Below are 20,052 nucleotides of genomic sequence, written 5' to 3' on the forward strand. Positions count from 1 at the left end.
CCAACCCCTAATCCGCTACCCCCCCCGCCCCGGTTTTCATAGAACATTCTTTCCTTTACATTTTCCTTCGAAGAAATCTATTGATCTTTTCAGAATCGTCCTCTTGAGGAGTATTGAGGTCAAATGGCCTGTAGGCATCCATCGGAGTGTCGAATTTGGTATCCTCTCTGAGAGTTCCTTTGTGGAGCGTCTGGGGACGAAAATGTCGAAGAGGGCACCGTTTATGAGAGTCGGACACTTGACAAACTTCGCGAATGTCAGTGGGTCGTACTCAAAGCAAGATATTGGAGCACTGCCGATTTCCAGCTCAGGGCCCTCCAAGGAACGGATGTATCTCTCGTGGTCTTCACCATGCAGTTTCTTGCATTTCTCCTTGTTGCAGGACCCGTCCTCTTCGTATTTGACTCTCATCACACCTGTCACGAAGCTCTTCCAGGTTATGTGGTAGAAATTCCCGCCCGTGACGACGAGCGAGAGTGCGCAGATCGACCTGTCGAGTGCCGCCGTTATGACAGATATAAACCCTCCGAAGCTGTATCCCATCAGAAAGTAAGGGGGAGGGCACTCCCATTTGAGGTAATTCAAACATGTAAGACCGTCAACAACCGCGTTTTCAAAACGCTCCCTAAGCACATCTGTTCTAGGATCGAGAAACAGCTCTCCCGATCTGTAGCCTATGGGGGTTCTTTCGAAATGATAGGGAAGTATCATCATAGCACCGGCGTAACCCGTCTTCGCAAGGTTTTCGGGAAACCACCTCAGGTAATCGAGGTTCTTTTCCCCCCTTCCATGAAAGAAGAGAACAGTCCCCTTTCTTCCTCCTTTGTAAAGGTATAGAGGAAGATCTCCGTTCTCTGAAAAGCCACTCGGATAGTTGGACTTCAGAATTATTCTCGAGCCTTTATCGCTATCGGATCTCTCTATTATTTCTGGATGATCGGAATAACGTCTTGCAAAAACCACATTCTCCATTTACTTCTACCTCAACAAAATTATATAATAATTCGATAAGCTAACCTGTACCCTTGGGAGGAATCAATGAACACTCTAGCAGTTGCAGTAGCTATCGTTGTCTTAATTGTATCTCTAAAGATCCTCAAAGACATTTCCTTGTCGCTTTTGATCTCGGTCATTGGTCTTGGTATTGTGCTAATGATCTCCCCGGCAAACTATCTTAGCGCGTTCGTTGAAGAGATTACAGACTGGGAATTCTGGAAGGTTATCATTACAGTCTTCTCGATTTATCTCATGGGAGAAACAATGGACAAGAGTGGCAACTCTTCAAGGTTTGTGAAAGCCGTTGAAAGGCTTTTCCCCGAGCCAAGAGTCTCGATAGCCCTTATGCCGGCAATAATCGGTCTTCTTCCAATGCCTGGAGGGGCGATGTTTTCTGCTCCAATGGTGAAAGATCTGGCAAGGGCCGATCCCACGATTTCCAATGAAGACGGACTAGTGTTCAATTACTGGTTCAGACACGCGATGGAGTTTTTCTGGCCGCTCTATCCAGCCCTCGTAATTGCCTCGGGGATATCTAGAATCAGTTTGAACACACTGGTAATATGGCTAATGCCCATTGGGGCCGTTGCGCTTGTTGCGGGCTATCTACTTATGATTCGCAAACCTATTAGAATCCGTTACAGCCATTTCGCGATGAGAGAGCTTATTATCAGCGCGTGGCCGATTATCGCCGTGATCGTGCTTGTAATTCTCAATCAGCCAGGGTGGCTGGCAGTTCTGGGAACCTCGATAGTATATATGCTTATAAACAAAAACAAGAAGAAGGTTCTCGTTTCTTCTTTGAAATACAAGACTTTCATTCTTCTTCTAACAGTATTCTTCTACAAGAACCTCGTTGAGACCGTCGGGATTCCACAATCTATGGGTTCGGAACTTACGGCCTGGTCGATTGCACCGCTGACTCTCGTAGTACTTCTGCCCTTTCTCATGGGATTCATGACTGGGGTAACTCAGGCCGGCGTCGGACTCAGTCTTCCACTGATTCTAAGTATGGGCAACGGTTATGGTACACTCTCTACAACGATTCTCGCCTACACTTTTGCAGTTGTGGGAGTTCTTGTTTCACCAGTCCATCTCTGCCTAGTATTGACGAGCGAATACTTCAAGGTAGAGTATCCAAGAATTGTGAGGAGAATTGCCGTTGCCACTTTGCTATCAATAACGGCAAGTGTAGTTGTCTTTGTACTCCTTAAGTCAACTTGAATTAACACAATTCCGGAGCTTTGTAGGGTATACTGTTACTTGCTTCAAAGATGACTGGAGGTGAGAATAGTTGAAAGAATACTCCGTTGTCCTATCGAACGTGACGAAGGTCTTCGATAACTCCTTTACAGCTGTGGACAACGTTTCTCTTAAGATAGAACAGGGTGAGTTCTTCTCTCTTCTTGGGCCCTCCGGTTGCGGAAAGACAACTATTCTAAGAATGATAGCCGGGTTTGAGGACCCTACCTCCGGCAATATAACTCTCAATGGCAAGAACATAATTGGAACTCCTCCCAACGAACGAGAAGTAAATACCGTCTTTCAAAATTACGCACTCTTTCCTCATTTGAGTGTTTTTGAGAACATAGCCTTCAGCCTGAGACTCAGGAAGGAACCCGAGAATGAAATCCGGCGCAAGGTTAAGGAAATGATAGATCTTACCCGCCTCAACGGACACGTTGAAAAGATGCCCTCACAGCTCTCCGGAGGTCAGAAACAACGCGTGGCGATCGCAAGAGCCCTTGTGGGAAACCCTGCCGTGTTGCTGCTTGATGAACCTCTCGCCGCACTGGACGCAAAGCTTAGACAGCACATGCTCGTTGAGCTTGACACGATACATGATGAAGTGGGGATCACCTTCATATATGTGACTCATGATCAGAGCGAAGCCATGTCGATTTCCGACCATGTGGCCGTGATGAACGATGGAGAAATTATTCAGCTGGGGACTCCCTTCGAGGTCTACGAGAGCCCGGTGAATGCTTTTGTTGCTAATTTCATTGGAGAGACGAATTTCTTCACCGGGAACGTCGAGAAAGTAGAATCCGAATACTTCCTGCTGGTTACCGAGAGATTCGGAAAAGTCTGGTTCTACAAGGATATGGAAGTAAGAGAGGGGCAGGAAATACAGGTCTCATTGAGGCCCGAGAAGGTGAAGATTACAAAGGACAAACCCGTTGTCCCCGAAGGCGCCAAGCTCAACGTCTTGAAGGGAGTGGTCGACGAGACCATTTATCTTGGAAACCAGACGAAGTACACCGTAGCTATCGGCGAATACTATATGAAAGCGTTCAAGCAGCATGTTAGATATCTGCTAGACGAAGTTATCATCTCCTGGAAAGATGATGTCTTTGTCTGGTGGTTCGCAGATGATAGCTACGTTCTTAGGGAAACGGGCGGTGTTCCAGTTGAAGAGTAATCGGAATCTGGCCGGATTCCTCGTTTCGATGCCTGGAGTTCTCTGGTTGACGGTTTTCTTTCTGATACCATATTTCATCATCATACTGTACAGTTTCCTGACGTCGGGAATATATGGTGGAGTTGAGCTTCCATTCACTTTGGAAAGCTACACTAGGATGCTGGGTAACGCAGGGTACTGGCAGATACTTTGGAAGACTGTTTGGATTTCTCTGGTTGCCACCGTGATTTGCCTGGGAATCGGTTTGCCGACTGCCTACTTCATAGCGACATCGAAGAGAAGCAACCTCTACCTCACTCTTGTTATCGTTCCTTTCTGGACCAACTTCCTCGTAAGGATATTCGGCTGGATGGTCATTCTGGGCAGAAACGGGGTTATTAACTCTTTTCTGCAGCTGTTCGGTCTTGAAGAGCCTCTTACTCTAATGTATACAACAGGGGCGGTGATCCTTGTCATAGTGTATATGTATCTCCCCTATATGATTCTTCCTCTTTATAGTGCAATAGAGAAGTTCGACTTCCGGCTTATTGAGGCTGCAATGGATCTAGGAGCGAAGAGAACCGAGGCCATCTTCAAGGTTCTTATTCCTTCCATTAGAGGAGGCATTATAGCGGGAATCATTCTAGTTTTCATTCCCGCTCTCGGCTCATACGCGATTCCCGATCTGGTCGGCGGAACGGATGGAGCTATGCTCGGAAACCTTATTGCAAGACAGCTTACTGTGGCAAGAGACTGGCCGTCTTCCTCGGCGATCTCAATGATCTTCCTGCTGATATCTACGTTGGGCCTGCTGGTCTACATGAGAATAAACAAGGTACAGAATAAGAGGCGGCTTACGATCCGCGAAAACTATATGAGAGAGGAAGAGATCTGATGGAGACAAAGAAGGTTATTGGAAGACGTAGATTCTCCATGACGATCACAACGCTGGCCTTCGTCTTTCTCTATTTGCCGATCGTGGCGCTTATTGTACTCTCTTTCAACAGCGCAAGACAGGGAGTTACTTGGACGGGCTTCACCCTGAAGTGGTATTCCGAGTTGTTCAGACAGGCAGATGTCTGGAGGGCATTTCTCAATACGGTAATAATCGCATTGACCTCTTCTCTGGCCGCCACAGCGATAGGAACGTTCTCAGCTATGGCTCTCTACTGGTATCAGTCAAGGCTGAAGGGTTATCTGGGCATTCTTGTGTACACGCCTCTGATAATCCCGGACATTTTGATGGGAGTCTCGATGCTGATCTTCTTCGTCGCCGTCGGCGTTCCTCTTGGCCTTTTTACGATCTTCGTGGCACACGTTACTTTCTGTGTCTCTTACGTTACCGTAACGGTTATGACCAGACTTGAAGACTTCGACTATTCTGTGGTTGAAGCTGCAAGAGATCTTGGAGCCAAAACCCATGAGGTCTTCAGAAAAGTGATCGTTCCAATTATCATGCCCGGAATCATCGCCGGTTTCCTGCTCAGTCTCACTCTGTCAATAGACGACTTCGTAATAACATTCTTCGTCGCCGGCCCGGGATCTACAACACTGCCTTTAAAGATCTATTCAATGATTAAGTTCGGGGTCTCCCCGGTAATAAACGCGCTTTCCACACTGCTTCTGGTTGGTACTATGTTTATTTCCTTCTTTGGAAGCAGATTCAGAAAGCTAATCTTCTAGGAGGTGGGATTATTGATTAAGAGATTTACCATTACAGCTGTTGTGCTTCTGGTTGCCGCGCTGATGCTAGGTCAGGGAAATCTGATCATCTACGGCTGGTCGGATTACATACCAGATGAGGTTATCGAGGTTTTCTCTCAGGAGTACGGCATTAGAGTGACTTATGACACTTACGATTCAAATGAGACGATGTTTGCAAAGCTCAAAGCAGGTGCCCGCGGCTACGATCTTGCTATGCCTTCGGCCGATTACACAAGCATAATGATCAAGGAAGAGATGCTGCTCACGATAGACAAGTCGCTGGTCCCCAATCTTGCCAATATTGATCCCAATGTCATAGAAAAGATGTATTACGACCCCAACAACAACTTCAGCATCCCCTATATGGTAGGAACAACGGGAATTGCTGTCAATACGAAGTACATCAAGAGTTATCCGAGGTCGTGGAAGATCTTCGAACTGCCTCAACTTCAGGGAAAGATGACAATGCTCGACGACATGAGAGAGGTCTTTGGGGCCGCCTTGAAGTATCTCGGATACTCGGTCAACACGACCGATGTCAGTGAGCTTCAGGAAGCAAAGAACCTAATCCTGAACTGGAAGAGAAATATCGCCAAGTTTGATAACGAGCTCTTTGCCAAAGGAATAATCTCCGGTGAGTTCTGGGTAGTCCACGGATACGGAGAAAACATCTTCTATGAGGCAACCGAAGAAGAGCTTAAGGACATCGATTTCTTCATTCCCTTTGAGGGCAGTACGATGTGGATCGACAGTTTCGTTATTCTAAAAGGCTCGAATAACGTTGAGAACGCTCATCTGTTCATAAACTTCATTCTGAGACCCGAGATAGCGGCTATGATCTCAGACTATCTACTTCTTCCCTCTCCAAACGTGCCTGCTAGAGAGCTTATGGAGGAAGAGCCCGTCTACACCTTTGAAGAAATGGAAAACACCGAATTGATCAAAGATCTCGGGCCGGACCTTAGACTTTACAACACTCTGTGGAACGAGATTCGTTTCGGTCTCTAGTGTGGATACTCTGAAGATTCTTTGGGAGTCACATATCTTTGATAGTTTGCGTTGACCTGTGCTAGACTCTACAGGTCATGGAATTTGAAGAGGTGGTTCATGATTTCCATTGCAGATTTCGGAAGCAAGCTCACCAATAACATATCGAAAGTGATAGTAGGCAAAGAACCTATTATCGAGAGAGTTCTCGCAGTCCTTCTAAGCGGCGGCCACGTCTTGATAAACGATGTACCCGGAGTTGGGAAGACGATGTTGGCCAGAAGTCTGGCCATTTCCCTGGGACTCGATTTCAACAGACTGCAGTGTACTCCCGACCTTCTCCCAGGAGACGTTACGGGCATCAGTATTCTTAACCTCAAGACCAATGAGTTCACATTCAGAAGGGGGCCGGTTTTCACCCAGATTCTTCTCATCGACGAAGTGAACAGAACAACTCCGAGAACGCAATCTGCCCTACTCGAAGCTATGGCAGAGAGACAAGTCACAGTAGACGGCAAGACCTTCAATATGGAGCATCCCTTCTTCGTTATTGCGACTCAAAATCCCGTCGAATTTGAAGGGACTTTCCCTCTTCCCGAAGCTCAACTGGATAGATTTTCCATATCTTTGACAATGGGCTACCCAGGCGAAGAAAGCGAGAAGAGTCTTCTTAAGGGAATCTTTCGGGAGCATCCGATAGCTTCGTTAGGATCTGTTTCCAATTGCGAGGAGTTGAACGAAGTCCTTCGGCTGGTCAAAGAGGTCGCAATTGAGGACTCCCTTCTCGGGTATATTGTCTCCATTGTCAATGCAACAAGAAGACACAAAGATGTTCAGCTAGGCTCTAGCCCAAGAGGTTCAATCGCTTTGATGGAAACCGCCAGGGCTCTAGCCGGACTGAGAGGCAGGGATTACGTCATTCCCGACGATGTAAAGGAAGTGGCTCCAGATATTCTCTCTCACAGAATTATGATCAAGCCAGAAGCCCGTCTCATGAGGAGATCCAGCAGAGAAATCGTTCTTGACATCGTCGAGTCTGTACCGATCCCTATAGACTATGAAGAGGCTTGAACTCGAGGAGATAAACTCGAAAGGAAAACCGCTAATAATAATGACGGCAGTTTCCATTTGCTGGTCGATATTGTTCTTCAACGCGTATTCGGCAACATTCCTCACTCTCTCGGCAATTGTATGGCTCTATTACTGCATCACAAGAGCGACTATAAGAAAGCTAGTTATCAGTCGTTCCCCGGATAGAGAAAGGCTTTTCTCCGGTGAATCTCTCACTGTTGAATACACAATCGAAGGTGGCTCTCTGGTATCTCTTAACTGTACTATATTTCCTGTCATAAGAGCGGAGAGAGAATACCTTGGATCCGAGGAGAGTTCAGTAATCCTTTCTTCGGACAATAACTCCGTAGTAGAAACTAGGCTGACTTTCAGGAAGCGAGGTAAGAAAGATATATCGCGTGTAGTTCTCATTTCAAGAGATACGCTTAGGTTTTTCTCGCACACTGCAACATATTCGGCAGTCGAATCCGTTCTTGTGCTTCCAAGAGTCCTGAATCTCGATTCCTTTCCCCTGAGACTCAGAGAACTCCTTCCAGGTAAGCGGAGCGATTTCCAGTTGATGGAGGACCCGGTCGATTTCAAGGGTATTAAGGAGTATGAAAGAGAGCCTCTTAACAGGATCCACTGGAACGCATCTGCCAGGCTCGGAAAACTCATGAGCAAGGAGTTTGGCTACACCGCCGTTAGCAAAACCCTGCTCTACCTCGACCTCAACCTTTCAAAGGAGATATTCGCCCGCGATGTGTGGGAGAAAATCAGAATCGACTATGAAGAGATCGCAGTCCAGCTTGCTCTTGGTCTTGTCAGGTTCTCATATGAAACTGGAGGAAGTATAGGACTCGTAGTTGTCGGTGAGAAGATACTTAGGCTGAGCGATTCGGGCCGAGACTGGACAGACTTCGCCGAAGCGCTCTCCGAAAGTAAAGGCAGTGATCAGGGCCCCCAGCTTCCAGATGTTCTGGAAGGAGATCTTGAACGCTTCGATCCCTCAACTACGGTCGTAATAGTCTCGCTTTATCTCGGAGAGGAGATCCTGCCGCATCTGCTTAAAGCAAGGTCACACTCTAGCCGTGTAGTTGTTATTATTGTTCCGTTCAATCCCAGAGAACCGTGGACCAAACGTACTATCTCTTACCAAATGCTTCCCAGAACTATCGAAGAGCTCAGAAGGCGTGCCGCCCTTCTTGAACAGGAACAGATAATCGTACGTGTCGTAGGGGACAATCAGTCGATCCAGGAGGTGCTGATCGATCTTGAGAATCGATAGAACCTCGCTGACGGGGGCCGCTACAGTCTTTTTGATCTGCTTCGTGCAGTTGTTCTTCGCTGGAGGAGCCGTTTTTGCCGTCTGTCTTGCTGGACTTGTAGCCTTTCTCTTTTACCTCGGACGAACAAAGACGGGGTGCAGCGTCTACTTGCTTCTTCCAATCCTGCTATTCACAACAACTATTCTGTTGTTTGGAGTTTTGAGAAGCGGTTTAGCTCTTTCGGTTTCCGCACTGGGAGCTATGGCAGGAATCGTTCTCTCGATGGACAGAAACGAATACATCTCAGTTGCAGGAGTCTTCATTGTGGGAGTTTCTCTTTCGGTTAGTCCCGTTCTACACCACACTGGAGCCTATGTCACTCTGATATTGATATTCGTAAGACTGCTTCTAATACCGAAGGCACCAAGAGTCTTCCTTACTCTAGCGGTCCTTCTTCCTCTGCTGACCATAGCCCTTCTGGGCGATTACAGAGGAGGGTTGATTCCTTCAGCAAACAGAGCCGCTGTCTCTGAGGTCTCAGAAAGCGAGATAGAGTCTTCGAGAGACGAGGAGCAACCTTCATTCTTCTCTGAAGAAGCAGAATCTTCAATGGCACAGAGAGCCGACGGCGGTTTTGAAATCGCTATTCCAGAAGAGGTCCCCGAAGTCGGCTTCATAGATTCTATCTTTCTCTTTGGGTTCTACACAATCATCCTGATTCTCGTGATTTCAGTGGCAAGGAAGGCTCTGAGAGAATTCAAAGGGTGGGTACGACTTGTTCCGCCTCTTATGATATTGGTATCTGTAGTTGTAGTTCTTGTCGGGGGTTTCATGTATCTAAGATCGTTACCTCTTTCAGAAGATATCGTATTTGGAACAGGCGGTATCTCCAGCGATCTTTCAACTTCTATGCCTTCCTCTGGAGGGGAAGTTGCTCGGCAGGAGGAAGGCGAGCCTCCGTCTGTAGAGACTGCCAGTGCCGGGCTGTCGTTCTACTTGATCCTAAGAGTTGCCACCCTCACCGGTATAGCCCTTCTCTCGGCGGCTCTTGCCTACATGGTATTCTTTATCACTAGAAGACGCCAGATGAATCCTTCGACGCCTGAGGCAGAAGAACCAATCGAGGAGGAAGTGCATCGCATTGTAACCGAACTCCCCGCATATGAAGAAGGGAAGGAGTTCATAATATCAGCTTATCAATGGCTCAGAGAAATGTACTTTAGCGATTATCGTCAGCTGACTCCGTATGAACTGGTCTGGCAAACAAAGGGCATAACAAAAAGTCTGTTGACCAAACTGACAGCGATATATGTTCCTGTCAAGTATGGAAATCGCGATCCGGAAAGAACCAGCTGCGAGAAATTCGAAAGACTTTTCTTGGAACTAATTAAATCGCTGGAGACGGCTATCAATGGCATGTAAAAGATTTTACGGATTTAGTTTTGGTGATTGTTTCAAAGACAAAATGCCTGAATATTAGAAATAGTCAAATTAATCTTGCGGTCAACTTGCATTTTATTCGAAAGTCTGTGTTATAATCAATCTGTCCAAAGGACACTATCGCTTTGCAAGTGGTGCAAGGTAGTTTTAAGGAGGAACATTTAGGTATGACAGGAACAGTAAAGTGGTTCAACGGAACAAAAGGTTATGGATTCATTACTAAGGATGACGGTGGGGATGTTTTCGTTCACTTTTCAGCTATTGAGATGGACGGTTTCAAGACCCTTGACGAAGGACAGAGAGTCGAATTCGATGTTGAAGACGGTCCAAAGGGTCCTCAGGCAGCAAAAGTTAGAATTGCGAAGTAATCGATTGTCCATATAGGAACCGGATCGCCCGCTTTTAGCGGGCGATTTTTTTGTCGCTCTCCCTTATGATCATCTGACTAATCATTCATCCTTGTGCTAACATATCAATAATCAAACTAAACAACGGGAGGAAATGATGGACTCCAGATCAATGAATCTACTTGACGGAACCATGTTCTTCAGTGCCTTCTCTTCGGGTGCTACGGCTGTTATCAAGGAGCAAAACTATCTGAACAAGATAAACGTCTTCCCGGTCGCAGACGGTGACACCGGAACTAATCTCGCCTCAACGATGAAGTATATACTTGAGCTCACCTCTGTCTCCAAATCGATAGGCAAGACGACCAGATCAATCGCTGATGCTGCTTTAATGGGTGCGAGGGGAAATTCAGGAGCGATTTTTGCCCAGTACATGCATGGGCTCAGTACTGCAATAGGAAATCGTGAAAGCATAGACAGGCAGACTTTCGCACGAGCGGCTCAAGAAGCAATATCCTACGCTTATAACGCAATGGTTACTCCAGTTGAAGGAACTATGCTGACCGTTATGAAAGACTGGGCCGATGCTCTCAGTACTATTGACGGTTCCGACAAATCGCTGCTTGAAGTGATAACTCAGTCGCACGCAGTCGCTCAGAAGTCGCTCGAGGAAACCCCTGAGAAACTCTCCATACTGAAAAAGGCCGGCGTAGTCGATGCCGGCGCAAAGGGCTTTGTTGCCTTCATCGAAGGGATCAAAACCTTTCTAAGCGGCAAGGGTGTGAATCTCGAAGATGAGATAATCCCTGATGTTGAGCTAAGAAGTCACGTTCACATCGACGAAGGGAACATTGAGAATAGATTCTGTACTGAAGCGATAATTGAAGGTACTAAACTAAATATCGAAGGAATTAAGTCAATCATTAGCGAATCTGGAGACTCCGCTCTTGTTGCCGGCACCGAGAGCAAAGCAAGAATTCACGTTCACACAAATGAACCGGCAGAGTTGTTTTTTAAACTGAAGGATTTTGGAAATGTGACTCAGCAGAAGGTTGACGACATGGAGATGCAGTATAGAGTTAGCCAGAAACGGAAATACCCAATCGCTCTCGTAGTTGATTCGGTATGCGATTTGCCGAAGGAAGTGATAGACTACTACCAGATTCAGATGGTTCCTCTTTATCTGAACTTTGGTCAAAGCCAGTATCTGGACAAGATAACCATGAAGGCCGATCAGTTCTATTCTTTGCTCGATTCCGCAGATGAATACCCCGTTTCAGCACAACCTGGTATGAACACTCTCCAGAATCTTTACCACTTTCTAGGAACTCACTATGACTCAATAATCGCCATTCATGTCTCAGACAAACTCAGTGGCACGTGGAACGCAAGCACCAAAGCCGCCGAAAAACTAAAGAAGAAGATCAGTGTTATCAACTCCCGCCATGTTTCCGGATCGATCGGCCTGCTCGCACTGAAGGCCGCCCGGATGATCGAAGAAGGGAGTGTCCACGATGATATCGTCGAGACGATCGAGTCCCTGACAAAAAACACAAGGATCTTCGTAAGCGTCAATACTCTCAAATACATGGTGAAAGGCGGGAGGGTAAGCCCCGTTCTTGGACTTGTGGGAAAGGTGATGAATTTGAAGCCAATAGTCTCAGTTGACAGAGAAGGCAATTCAAAGCTTTATGGAAAGGCCTTCAGCAAGTTGGGCAATATGAAGAAGATACTTGGATTCGTCGAGGAGCTGAACAGCAAGTGCAACGTTGTCTCATACAATATAACCCATGCCCACGCTCATAAAACGGCAAAGGCTTATGAAGACAGTCTGACCAAACTGCTCGGCAGGAAGCCTGAATACATAATGGAGGTCTCTCCCGTTGTCGGCATCAGCGCGGGAGTTGGAGCTATAAGCGTTTCAGTTCTTTGCAAGAGCGACACATGGGCCCCCGATGTAAGAATCAAGTGAGGTGCAATGATGGCATATGTGATCCTTTTCAATGCTTTAGTCGTAGTCGCCTACATGTCTGCATTCTTCGTAATCGGGACAGCGAAGAAGGATAACTCTGTCGTAGACATCGGCTGGGGTGCCGGGTTCGTTGTGGTGGCCTTTTTCACGCTCTTCGTGTATGGTGAGTTCAACGCCAGGCAGATAATCACAACCACGCTGATCACATTCTGGGGAACGAGGCTGAGTACCCACATATTCAGAAGGAATTGGGGACGGGGAGAGGATTTTCGCTACTTACAGATGAGGGAGAAATGGGGAGACAAGGTACTTGTAAGATCCTTCCTTCAGATTTACATGCTCCAGGGGTTTTTCATGTTAATAATATCGTACTCCGTCATGTTGATAAATAGCCATTCAGGCCGGGAATTTGGGCTTGCCGATATACTCGGCATTTTGATATGGGCCTCCGGGTTTGCTGTCGAATCGATCGCCGATGCTCAGCTAAAGGCTTTTGTGAAAACCAAGAAGCCGGGAGAGGTTATGACTGGAGGACTGTGGAGGTACTCTCGGCATCCAAACTATTTCGGAGAAGCCGTGCAGTGGTGGGGCATTTTCGTGATTGCCCTTTCTATCGATGGCGGACTTTGGGCTATCATAAGTCCGATAACCATAACCATACTGTTGAGATTCGTCTCGGGGGTACCTTATCTGGAGAGGAAGTACAGAGATTACCCTGCTTTCAAAGAGTACTTGAAAGAGACCAACGCCTTCATTCCCTGGTTCCCACGAAAGAAGTAGCGTGATTGACATGGAAGTTGTTTACTCCGCCATCTTCGCTTATCTAGTAGGATCTATTCCAACAGCGTTTCTTTTTGGGAAGATTCTCTATGGGTTTGATATAAGAAAGCAGGGCACAGGAAACATGGGCGCCTCAAATATGGTGGCCGTTAAAGGCTGGAAGATTGGCATACTAACAGGGGCAATTGACTTCATGAAGGGAATGGGCACGATTCTTATAATCAAAGGGCTCTCAGCTCATTGGACATATCAGATGCTCTTCATTGCGGCAAGTTTCGCGACAATCGGCCACATGTATCCCATCTTTCTGAAGTTCAGGGGTGGTAAGGGAACTGCCACATTGGCCGGTGGCCTCGTAGGTCTTGATTACCAGGTCGCGCTGATCTGTATGGTCATACTTCTCGCTTTTATCGCGATTACGGACTACGCGGCTCCGGGTGTTATCGCCGTCTCTTCAGTAATGATCTTCCTTTTCAGAATCTTCGGGTACAGATGGGGAATATCTCTTCTGCTGATACCCATTGCAGTGATTATGATAGCTAGAAATCTCGAGAATATCCAAAGGATTTTGCGGGGAGAAGAACCGGGGCTGAGAGCGCACATAAGAAAGAAGAGAGAGGGCCCGCAACGGGGAGCCTAAAGGTAAATGTTTTCAGATACCCAGGTACACCTTCCGTACTTCTTCGCTTTCGAGCAATTCTTTTGCCGGTCCTTGAAGGGTAATCCTTCCCGTTTCAAGGACGTAAGCGAATCTTGATATCTCCAACGCCTTTGCTGCGTTTTGTTCTACGAGTAGAATCGTCACGCCTTTCGAATTCAATTCATGAATCGCTTGAAAAACCTCTTCGACGACAATCGGCGCTAGACCAAGTGAAGGTTCATCCATCATAATCAGATCTGGGTTTGCCATAAGACTGCGGCCTATCGCCAGCATCTGTTGTTCTCCACCAGAGAGCGTCCCGCCCAGTTGCTTAAGTCTCTCTCTCAGTACCGGGAAGAGGGATAAAACCGTATCGAAGTTCGCTTCGATTTCCGATTTGTCTTTTCTGTTGTATGCACCCATTAGAAGGTTTTCCCTAACCGTAAGATTCGAAAATATTCTTCTTCCTTCAGGCACGAGAGATATTCCTCTTCTTGCTGTTCTAGCGGCACCAAGTCGGTTTATGCTATTCCCTCTGAACGATACGGATCCTCCGGATGGTCTTATCAAGCCGCTGATAGCTCCAAGCGTTGTGCTCTTGCCGGCTCCGTTTGAACCGATTATTGTCACAATACTGCCTTCTTCTATGGAGAGGGTAATACCCTTAACGGCTTTAATAACTCCATAGGAAACCTGAAGTTCTTCTACAGTGAGGATTTCACTTCCCAAGGGTAACCCACTCCCTTCCCAGATAGGCTTCGATAACCTTCACATCCTTCTGAACAAAGGCGGGATTTCCTTCACTAATCGTCCTCCCATGGTCTAGAACCATGATTCTCTCACATAGACCCATCACAAGCTTCATGTCATGCTCTATGAGCAATACGGTTAAGCCAAAGTCGTCCCGGATTCTCCTTATGGTATTCACCAGGCCAATTGTCTCCGAGGGATTCATTCCGGCGGCCGGTTCGTCTAGAAGGAGTAGAGTTGCACCCGTAGCCATGGCTCTTGCAATCTCAAGAAGTCTTTGTGAACCATAAGGAAGAGAGCTAGATTTCTCGTCTGCATGTCCGTCAAGATCAAAAACGCTCAAGAGCTCCACCGCCTTAGATCTCATTTCACTTTCCTTTTGCGAATAGCCGATTCTTGAAACGCTCTTGAAGAACCAGCTCATAGCCTCTCCATTGCTGGCAATAGTATGATGCTGAGACACCATAACATTCTCGAGAACTGTGAGATCCTTGAACAATCTTATATTCTGAAAAGTCCTGGCAATTCCATTTCTGGTAATTCTGTCCGGCGGCAGTCCCGTTATCTCTTTCTCCTTGAATAGAACTCGCCCCTCTGTTGGCCTGTAATGGCCGGTAATCATGTTGAATACTGTCGTCTTACCGGCTCCGTTAGGTCCGATAAGCCCGAATATCTCTCTTTCCTTTACCTCAAGACTTACCTCTCCTATGGCTGTGAGTCCTCCAAACTTCATCGTAATATTATCTAGAGTCAAAAGGCTCATTTCTTTTCTCCTCTCCTGAAGATCGAGACGAGCCCCTCCCAGGAGAACTCGCTCCTTCCCATTATTCCTCTGGGCCAGAAGATCATTATTATTACAAAGAGGCCGGAGAAAACAAGCATTCTCATCCCGCTCATCCCCACGATTTTGAAGCCAAATAGATTCATGGGACCTTCTAGGAATCGCAGCCATTCGCTCAAGAATGCGAATAGCGCACCCCCTATAATCGCTCCTGTTATGCTCCCCAGACCTCCAAGCACGATCATTATCAGCACATTGAATGTGAGAAGGATGCCAAAAGTGTTTGTTCTGGGATCTATTGTGCTTAGCCAGTGCCCGTACAGAGAGCCTGAGATACCCGCAAAGAACCCTCCTACTACAAATGCCATCAGTTGATGTTTAAAGACGTTGATACCCATAGCCTGAGCCGCTACTCTATCTTCTCTAATAGCTCTCAAGGCCCTTCCAAAGGTGCTGTAAGAAAGACTCATCACACATGCGACTGTCACGAGTAGCCAACCCCATGCCCACCAAACATTTGAGTAATCGGGAAGTGCCTTCAAACCGAGTGCCCCGTTAGTGATCGAATTGAGATTGAGAGCGAAGATTCTTATTATCTCGGAGAAACCGAGAGTTGCAATAGCAAAGTAGTCACCGGTGAGCCTAAGAGATGGCCATCCGATGAAGAAGGCGAACAATGCAGCAACCAAACCCGCAATTATCGTCGCCCAGAAAAATGGGATCTGGATCGAATTTAGGGGCCAGATCAGCTTCTCGATTAGAAAAGTCATCTCCTTCTGCTGGGGAGAGAGAGTCAAAAGGGCCGAAGTGTATGCACCAAGTGCAATGAAGCCGGCATGCCCAAGGGAGAAGACACCAGAAATGCCATTGACAAGTGTGAGGCTTACCGCCATTATTCCATATATTCCGATTAGAGTTATTATTCTCGAATAGTAGCTGTTCAGCAGTTCCTGCGAGAGAAACAAGAGAAGCGCTATCACCGGCAGGGCAGACAGCGTGAGTAGAGTCTTGGTCTTTTTCGACATACCAGTCACACCTTCACTATTTCCGGTTTACCCATGAGCCCTGAAGGCTTCACAGAAAGGATAACAATCAGAATAATGAAAGCGAATGCGTCCCGGTAACCTGCTGCTCCAGGCATTATCCCGACCATCATTACTTCGGTTATTCCAAGTATCAGCCCACCGAGCACCGCTCCCGGTACCGACCCTATCCCGCCAAAAACGGCGGCGACAAACGCCTTCATTCCAGGTATGAATCCCATGTAAGGCCACACCTGTGGATACCTGATCGCCCAGAGTATGCCACCAATTCCCGCAAGCGCCGAACCTAGAGCAAACGTCATTCCAATCACTTTATCAACATTCACGCCCATTAACGACGTTGTCTGGATATCTAGAGAAACGGCTCTCATCGCCATCCCAACTTTCGTCTTGAAGATGAACCACCAAAGAAAGACCAGTGCTATTGCAGCAACGATTAGCGTTATGAGGGAGATGACGGGGAATCTTATTCCTCCAACTATCACTTCTCTGCCGTACTTCATCTCGATCTGGCCACCGATTATTATCATCTCGTTCAAAGACTGAGGGAAGATGGTTCTGAAGGATCTGGGAATACCCGAAAAGATGACGACGGCAAGGCTTTCGAGGAAGAAAGAGACCCCGATTGCAGTTATTAGCGCAGATATTCTCGGTGCATTCCTTATCGGCTTGTAGGCGATCCTGTCAACCGTGAATCCAAGAAGTGCCGCACAAGAGATCGCGAATACCGCGGCCAGATACCACGGTAGCTGCGCCAGGGTCACAAAGAAAAACGCGAAGTAGACAGCCATCATGAAGATATCTCCATGAGCAAAGTTGATCAANNCATCGTATAACCTATGGCTATCAATGCGTAGAGGGAACCAAGGCTGAGACCGTTGACAAAGTTCTGTAAGAGAGTCTTAGGATCCAAGTTCACACCTCCGGCCGATTGGAAAGAGAAAGAAGAGGGCGGGGCCGATTAAAGCCCCGCCTGCTCTATGGATTGATCGTTGTATCGTACACGAACTTCCCGTCTTCGATCCTTACAATCGCTACGGACTTTATCGCATCGCCATTTTCATCAATCGTGATTATCCCCGTCACGGCAGGAAAATCCTTTGTCTGTCTAACGGCCACGGCAATGGCTTCTCTATCTGTGCTCCCCGCACGTTCTATTGCGTCCCTTACAACGAGATAAGTATCAAACCCGAGGGCAGTGAATGTTCCTGGTGCTTCGCCGTACTTCGCAGTGTACGCTTCGACAAAGAGCTTTGCATTCTCAGTCAGCGCAGGGCTTCCGGCATCGTAGTGAGTGGTGAAGTACAAACCGTTGACTGCATCTCCTCCGATTTCAATCGTCTCGGGAACGGCCGCGCCGTCACCTGCGATTATCGGTTCGTAAAAACCCAGTTGCCTTGCCTGGATGGCAATAAGGGCTATCTCTTGATAGTATCCGGGAATGAAGAAGGCACCGGCTCCTTTGAAAATAGCATCTGAGATCTGAGCAGTGAAGTCCTGATCTCCAGATTTGTAATACTCGTAGAAAACGCTCCCCCCGAGCTCAAGTGCAGTCTCTTTGAAGTAATTCGCGAATCCGACCGCGTAATCCTGCTCAACGTCTACGAAGACGGCAACATTTTCTGCACCCATGTTGTTGAATGCAAGCAAAGCTGCCGCGACTCCCTGGAATGGATCGCTGAAGCAGACACGAGAAACATACTTCTTGTCTTGCGTTACGAGAGGATTAGTTGAACTTGGTGATACCATCGCGACTCCGTTCTCTTCTGCAACCGTTCCCCCTGCGATCGTGTTCGAACTTATCACCTGGCCGATAATCGCAACTACTTTTTCCTGTTCTATTGCGCGGCGGGCGGTGTTAACGGCCTGAACCTTGTCGGAGTTGTTGTCAAGCAAGACAATTTCGATCTTTTCCCCAAGTACTTCTGGAAAGAGCTCATTAGCGAGCTCGACACCCTGCCAAATCATCTGGCCAAAGGCGGCGACTCCACCCGTCATTGGAAGAATAGCTCCCACCTTGATTGAAGCAAGTGCTGACACGGAAAGAATTACGACTAAAAGAATTACAAAGAGTTTTCTCATACTTCTACCTCCTCCTGAAGTGGTTACAAGTGAATGAGACTAACCCAGTAAATGTAAGATCTCAACAAATCCCAGCAGGTGCCAAATTCAGAGTTCTAAGCTAATTATTCCCCCGAAAGTACGCCTAACTAGCTTGAACGAAGATATACGAGCTCTTGCATGTTGTACGAATACTACCACTAAAGACAATAAGGAAATATGAACAAGTGCAACAACGAAGCGAATTTTGGTAACATATCGAAGACATCGGGTGTAAGCGGATGTAGTCGCCTCTGAATAGACTTGACATTGCGACTTCTATATTACAGGGTTCAGCCAGCCTTTCCTCAGAATAACAACGGCCGCAACAAGAGCAATTACAAGATTGCTGATGAGCATTGCGTACCAGATTCCAGTGGTTCCAAGAGAGAGACCAAACATATATATCAATGGGAGACGGATAGCCCACAATCTTGAGATGTTAAGTACCATAGACTGCACAGTGTGACCTGACCCCCTCAAGGCCATATCAAATATGTTGTAACTAGCAAAGAAGGGTACCGAAAAGGAGACTATCCTGAAGTACTTCTCGCCTTCGATAAGAACGAGCGGGTCGTCTATGAAGAATGCGGTGACTTCCTTTCCGAAGAAGAATGTCCCTGTGCAGATTATTCCAACAATCAGCACATTTATTCCCGTCGCTTTCCATACAACTGAATAAGCATCATTCTTCCTTCCGGCCCCGAGATACTGCCCAACCATCGATGATGTTGCCTGAGATAGGCCAAATGAGAACATCGTTGCAAGCGATGTTATTCTGTTGCCTACACCGAGAGCGGCAGTTGCCACGGAGCCGAATCTGGCAACTATCGAAGTTATTATCAGAAAGGCAAGTGCCGTTATCGACTGTCCGGCCGAAGACGGCAGACCTATTCTCAGAACTCTAATAAGAGTATTCCTCCTTGGCCAGAGATCTTTCAACTGGACTTTGAACCCTCTCTTCCCCTTGAACAAAATGACTGTCGCAACTATTACTATAAGTCCTCTGGAAACAACTGTAGCAAGCGCCGCCCCAAAGACCTCAAGTCTCGGAAAGCCTATTCCGAAGATCAGAAGTGGGTCGAGTACTGCATTCATCGATACGGAAACTCCCATCAGATACATCGGGGTTTTCGTGTCTCCTATGGCAGTGAAGAGTGAGTTGAAGGTGAACATTGTGAAGGTAAACGGAGCTCCAAGGAAGATAGTTCTCATATAAGTATTTGTCACCGAGAGAAGCTCGGGTGGAATGCTGAGAAGCTTCAAGACCATTTCGGAAAAGACCGCTCCAAGAAGACCTACAACAACGGCAACAATGAAACTTATCGATATTACCTGTCCGGCGACATGAGAAGCCTCTTCTTTTCTGCCCGCTCCGATATTCTGAGAGACAAGTGCGAGCGCGGCTACGGCAAGTCCGCCACCGATAGAAATCAGAAGAAATATCGCTGGCCACGCAATCGTCGGTGCAGAGATCTCTACCTTCCCTAGTTTTCCAAGCCAGTAAGCATCAACCATGTTGTAGACTGTTTGAAATAACATGGTGATAACCGCTGGCCAGGACAATTTCAAGAGAGCGGCCATCATCTTCTCATTCAGTATATTGACTCGTTTCATGTTCACTCCTATGATTTCGAATGCGTACCAATTCATTTATAACATATTCGTTACGAAATACGAAGCGAAGCCGAGGTTAGAGGACGGTGGTCAGAGGTTTGAAGAACAACGAACTAGATGGAAATTGCGCGCCAGTGATACTTTTGCACGCCGCCCGTGGTAGGGGGTTGGTAAGA

General features: G+C 47.1%; 18 protein-coding genes and 1 pseudogene. 12 read left to right on the plus strand and 7 right to left on the minus strand.

The window, feature by feature from the left end; translation table 11 throughout:
• Nucleotides 1-36 precede the first annotated feature (36 nt).
• On the minus strand, nt 37-972 hold the full coding sequence (locus B3N33_RS08590) for an alpha/beta hydrolase family protein (protein WP_292592980.1): 936 nt from the start codon (nt 970-972) through the stop codon (nt 37-39).
• Nucleotides 973-1,038: 66 nt separating this feature from the next.
• On the opposite strand from B3N33_RS08590, the gene B3N33_RS08595 reads away from it, so the two are divergent.
• From B3N33_RS08595 to B3N33_RS08650, 12 genes are all read left to right on the plus strand, one after another.
• Complete coding sequence (locus tag B3N33_RS08595; RefSeq protein ID WP_214060317.1) at nt 1,039-2,220, plus strand: DUF401 family protein; 1,182 nt, start codon at nt 1,039-1,041, stop codon at nt 2,218-2,220.
• A 70-nt stretch (nt 2,221-2,290) separates the two neighbouring features.
• The gene (locus B3N33_RS08600; protein ID WP_099828615.1) at nt 2,291-3,418 is read left to right on the plus strand and encodes an ABC transporter ATP-binding protein; all 1,128 of its coding nucleotides are present in this window, start codon (nt 2,291-2,293) and stop codon (nt 3,416-3,418) included.
• Nucleotides 3,408-4,292: an ABC transporter permease gene (locus B3N33_RS08605; RefSeq protein ID WP_292589897.1), complete on the plus strand. Its 885-nt coding sequence runs from the start codon at nt 3,408-3,410 to the stop codon at nt 4,290-4,292. Before B3N33_RS08600 ends, B3N33_RS08605 begins: the two co-directional genes overlap by 11 nt.
• Entirely contained in the window at nt 4,292-5,080 is a 789-nt protein-coding gene (locus B3N33_RS08610) for an ABC transporter permease (RefSeq protein ID WP_099828613.1), read from the plus strand. The genes B3N33_RS08605 and B3N33_RS08610 overlap by 1 nt, the downstream gene beginning before the upstream one ends.
• A gap of 63 nt (nt 5,081-5,143) precedes the next feature.
• On the plus strand, nt 5,144-6,109 hold the full coding sequence (locus tag B3N33_RS08615; RefSeq protein WP_414674202.1) for an extracellular solute-binding protein: 966 nt from the start codon (nt 5,144-5,146) through the stop codon (nt 6,107-6,109).
• Nucleotides 6,110-6,208: 99 nt separating this feature from the next.
• Nucleotides 6,209-7,159, plus strand: a complete 951-nt coding sequence (locus tag B3N33_RS08620) for an AAA family ATPase (RefSeq protein ID WP_292589895.1) — start codon at nt 6,209-6,211, stop codon at nt 7,157-7,159.
• Nucleotides 7,146-8,426, plus strand: coding sequence for a DUF58 domain-containing protein (locus B3N33_RS08625; protein ID WP_214060295.1), 1,281 nt, complete (start codon nt 7,146-7,148; stop codon nt 8,424-8,426). Before B3N33_RS08620 ends, B3N33_RS08625 begins: the two co-directional genes overlap by 14 nt.
• Nucleotides 8,413-9,828 carry a hypothetical protein gene (locus B3N33_RS08630; RefSeq protein WP_292592982.1) on the plus strand — a complete coding sequence of 472 codons (1,416 nt, stop codon included), beginning with the start codon at nt 8,413-8,415 and terminating at the stop codon, nt 9,826-9,828. The genes B3N33_RS08625 and B3N33_RS08630 overlap by 14 nt, the downstream gene beginning before the upstream one ends.
• 185 nt (nt 9,829-10,013) lie before the next feature.
• Nucleotides 10,014-10,214 carry a cold-shock protein gene (locus tag B3N33_RS08635; RefSeq protein WP_099828610.1) on the plus strand — a complete coding sequence of 67 codons (201 nt, stop codon included), beginning with the start codon at nt 10,014-10,016 and terminating at the stop codon, nt 10,212-10,214.
• A 136-nt stretch (nt 10,215-10,350) separates the two neighbouring features.
• On the plus strand, nt 10,351-12,165 hold the full coding sequence (locus B3N33_RS08640) for a DAK2 domain-containing protein (protein WP_292592984.1): 1,815 nt from the start codon (nt 10,351-10,353) through the stop codon (nt 12,163-12,165).
• A gap of 9 nt (nt 12,166-12,174) precedes the next feature.
• Nucleotides 12,175-12,945, plus strand: a complete 771-nt coding sequence (locus B3N33_RS08645) for a DUF1295 domain-containing protein (protein WP_292592985.1) — start codon at nt 12,175-12,177, stop codon at nt 12,943-12,945.
• A gap of 10 nt (nt 12,946-12,955) precedes the next feature.
• Nucleotides 12,956-13,585 carry a glycerol-3-phosphate acyltransferase gene (locus B3N33_RS08650; protein WP_292592997.1) on the plus strand — a complete coding sequence of 210 codons (630 nt, stop codon included), beginning with the start codon at nt 12,956-12,958 and terminating at the stop codon, nt 13,583-13,585.
• 12 nt (nt 13,586-13,597) lie between these two features.
• On the opposite strand, the gene B3N33_RS08655 is transcribed toward B3N33_RS08650, so the two are convergent.
• The 6 genes and pseudogenes from B3N33_RS08655 to B3N33_RS08680 form a co-directional block, all read right to left on the minus strand.
• A complete protein-coding gene (locus B3N33_RS08655) occupies nt 13,598-14,314 on the minus strand; it encodes an ABC transporter ATP-binding protein (RefSeq protein WP_292592988.1) in 717 nt (238 codons plus the stop codon).
• The gene (locus B3N33_RS08660) at nt 14,304-15,098 is read right to left on the minus strand and encodes an ABC transporter ATP-binding protein (protein WP_292592990.1); all 795 of its coding nucleotides are present in this window, start codon (nt 15,096-15,098) and stop codon (nt 14,304-14,306) included. The genes B3N33_RS08655 and B3N33_RS08660 overlap by 11 nt, the downstream gene beginning before the upstream one ends.
• Complete coding sequence (locus tag B3N33_RS08665) at nt 15,095-16,141, minus strand: branched-chain amino acid ABC transporter permease (protein WP_292592992.1); 1,047 nt, start codon at nt 16,139-16,141, stop codon at nt 15,095-15,097. The genes B3N33_RS08660 and B3N33_RS08665 overlap by 4 nt, the downstream gene beginning before the upstream one ends.
• Before the next feature lie 5 nt (nt 16,142-16,146).
• Nucleotides 16,147-17,072: pseudogene (locus B3N33_RS08670) on the minus strand (branched-chain amino acid ABC transporter permease).
• 65 nt (nt 17,073-17,137) lie between these two features.
• On the minus strand, nt 17,138-18,241 hold the full coding sequence (locus B3N33_RS08675; protein ID WP_214061539.1) for an ABC transporter substrate-binding protein: 1,104 nt from the start codon (nt 18,239-18,241) through the stop codon (nt 17,138-17,140).
• Nucleotides 18,242-18,538: 297 nt separating this feature from the next.
• Nucleotides 18,539-19,876 (minus strand): MATE family efflux transporter, encoded by a 1,338-nt coding sequence (locus B3N33_RS08680; protein WP_214061538.1) that lies wholly within the window; start codon nt 19,874-19,876, stop codon nt 18,539-18,541.
• Nucleotides 19,877-20,052 lie beyond the last annotated feature (176 nt).

The organism is Mesotoga sp. UBA5825, from assembly GCF_002432955.1.
Lineage (GTDB): Bacteria > Thermotogota > Thermotogae > Petrotogales > Kosmotogaceae > Mesotoga.

Coding starts and splice junctions, on each gene's coding strand:
- B3N33_RS08640 (WP_292592984.1), top strand. CDS start 10,351: ATGGACTCCAGATCAATGAATCTACTTGACGGAACCATGTTCTTCAGT.
- B3N33_RS08650 (WP_292592997.1), top strand. CDS start 12,956: ATGGAAGTTGTTTACTCCGCCATCTTCGCTTATCTAGTAGGATCTATT.
- B3N33_RS08620 (WP_292589895.1), top strand. CDS start 6,209: ATGATTTCCATTGCAGATTTCGGAAGCAAGCTCACCAATAACATATCG.
- B3N33_RS08675 (WP_214061539.1), bottom strand. CDS start 18,241: ATGAGAAAACTCTTTGTAATTCTTTTAGTCGTAATTCTTTCCGTGTCA.
- B3N33_RS08625 (WP_214060295.1), top strand. CDS start 7,146: ATGAAGAGGCTTGAACTCGAGGAGATAAACTCGAAAGGAAAACCGCTA.
- B3N33_RS08610 (WP_099828613.1), top strand. CDS start 4,292: ATGGAGACAAAGAAGGTTATTGGAAGACGTAGATTCTCCATGACGATC.
- B3N33_RS08660 (WP_292592990.1), bottom strand. CDS start 15,098: ATGAGCCTTTTGACTCTAGATAATATTACGATGAAGTTTGGAGGACTC.
- B3N33_RS08645 (WP_292592985.1), top strand. CDS start 12,175: ATGGCATATGTGATCCTTTTCAATGCTTTAGTCGTAGTCGCCTACATG.
- B3N33_RS08635 (WP_099828610.1), top strand. CDS start 10,014: ATGACAGGAACAGTAAAGTGGTTCAACGGAACAAAAGGTTATGGATTC.
- B3N33_RS08590 (WP_292592980.1), bottom strand. CDS start 972: ATGGAGAATGTGGTTTTTGCAAGACGTTATTCCGATCATCCAGAAATA.
- B3N33_RS08595 (WP_214060317.1), top strand. CDS start 1,039: ATGAACACTCTAGCAGTTGCAGTAGCTATCGTTGTCTTAATTGTATCT.
- B3N33_RS08680 (WP_214061538.1), bottom strand. CDS start 19,876: ATGAAACGAGTCAATATACTGAATGAGAAGATGATGGCCGCTCTCTTG.
- B3N33_RS08615 (WP_414674202.1), top strand. CDS start 5,144: ATGCTAGGTCAGGGAAATCTGATCATCTACGGCTGGTCGGATTACATA.
- B3N33_RS08665 (WP_292592992.1), bottom strand. CDS start 16,141: ATGTCGAAAAAGACCAAGACTCTACTCACGCTGTCTGCCCTGCCGGTG.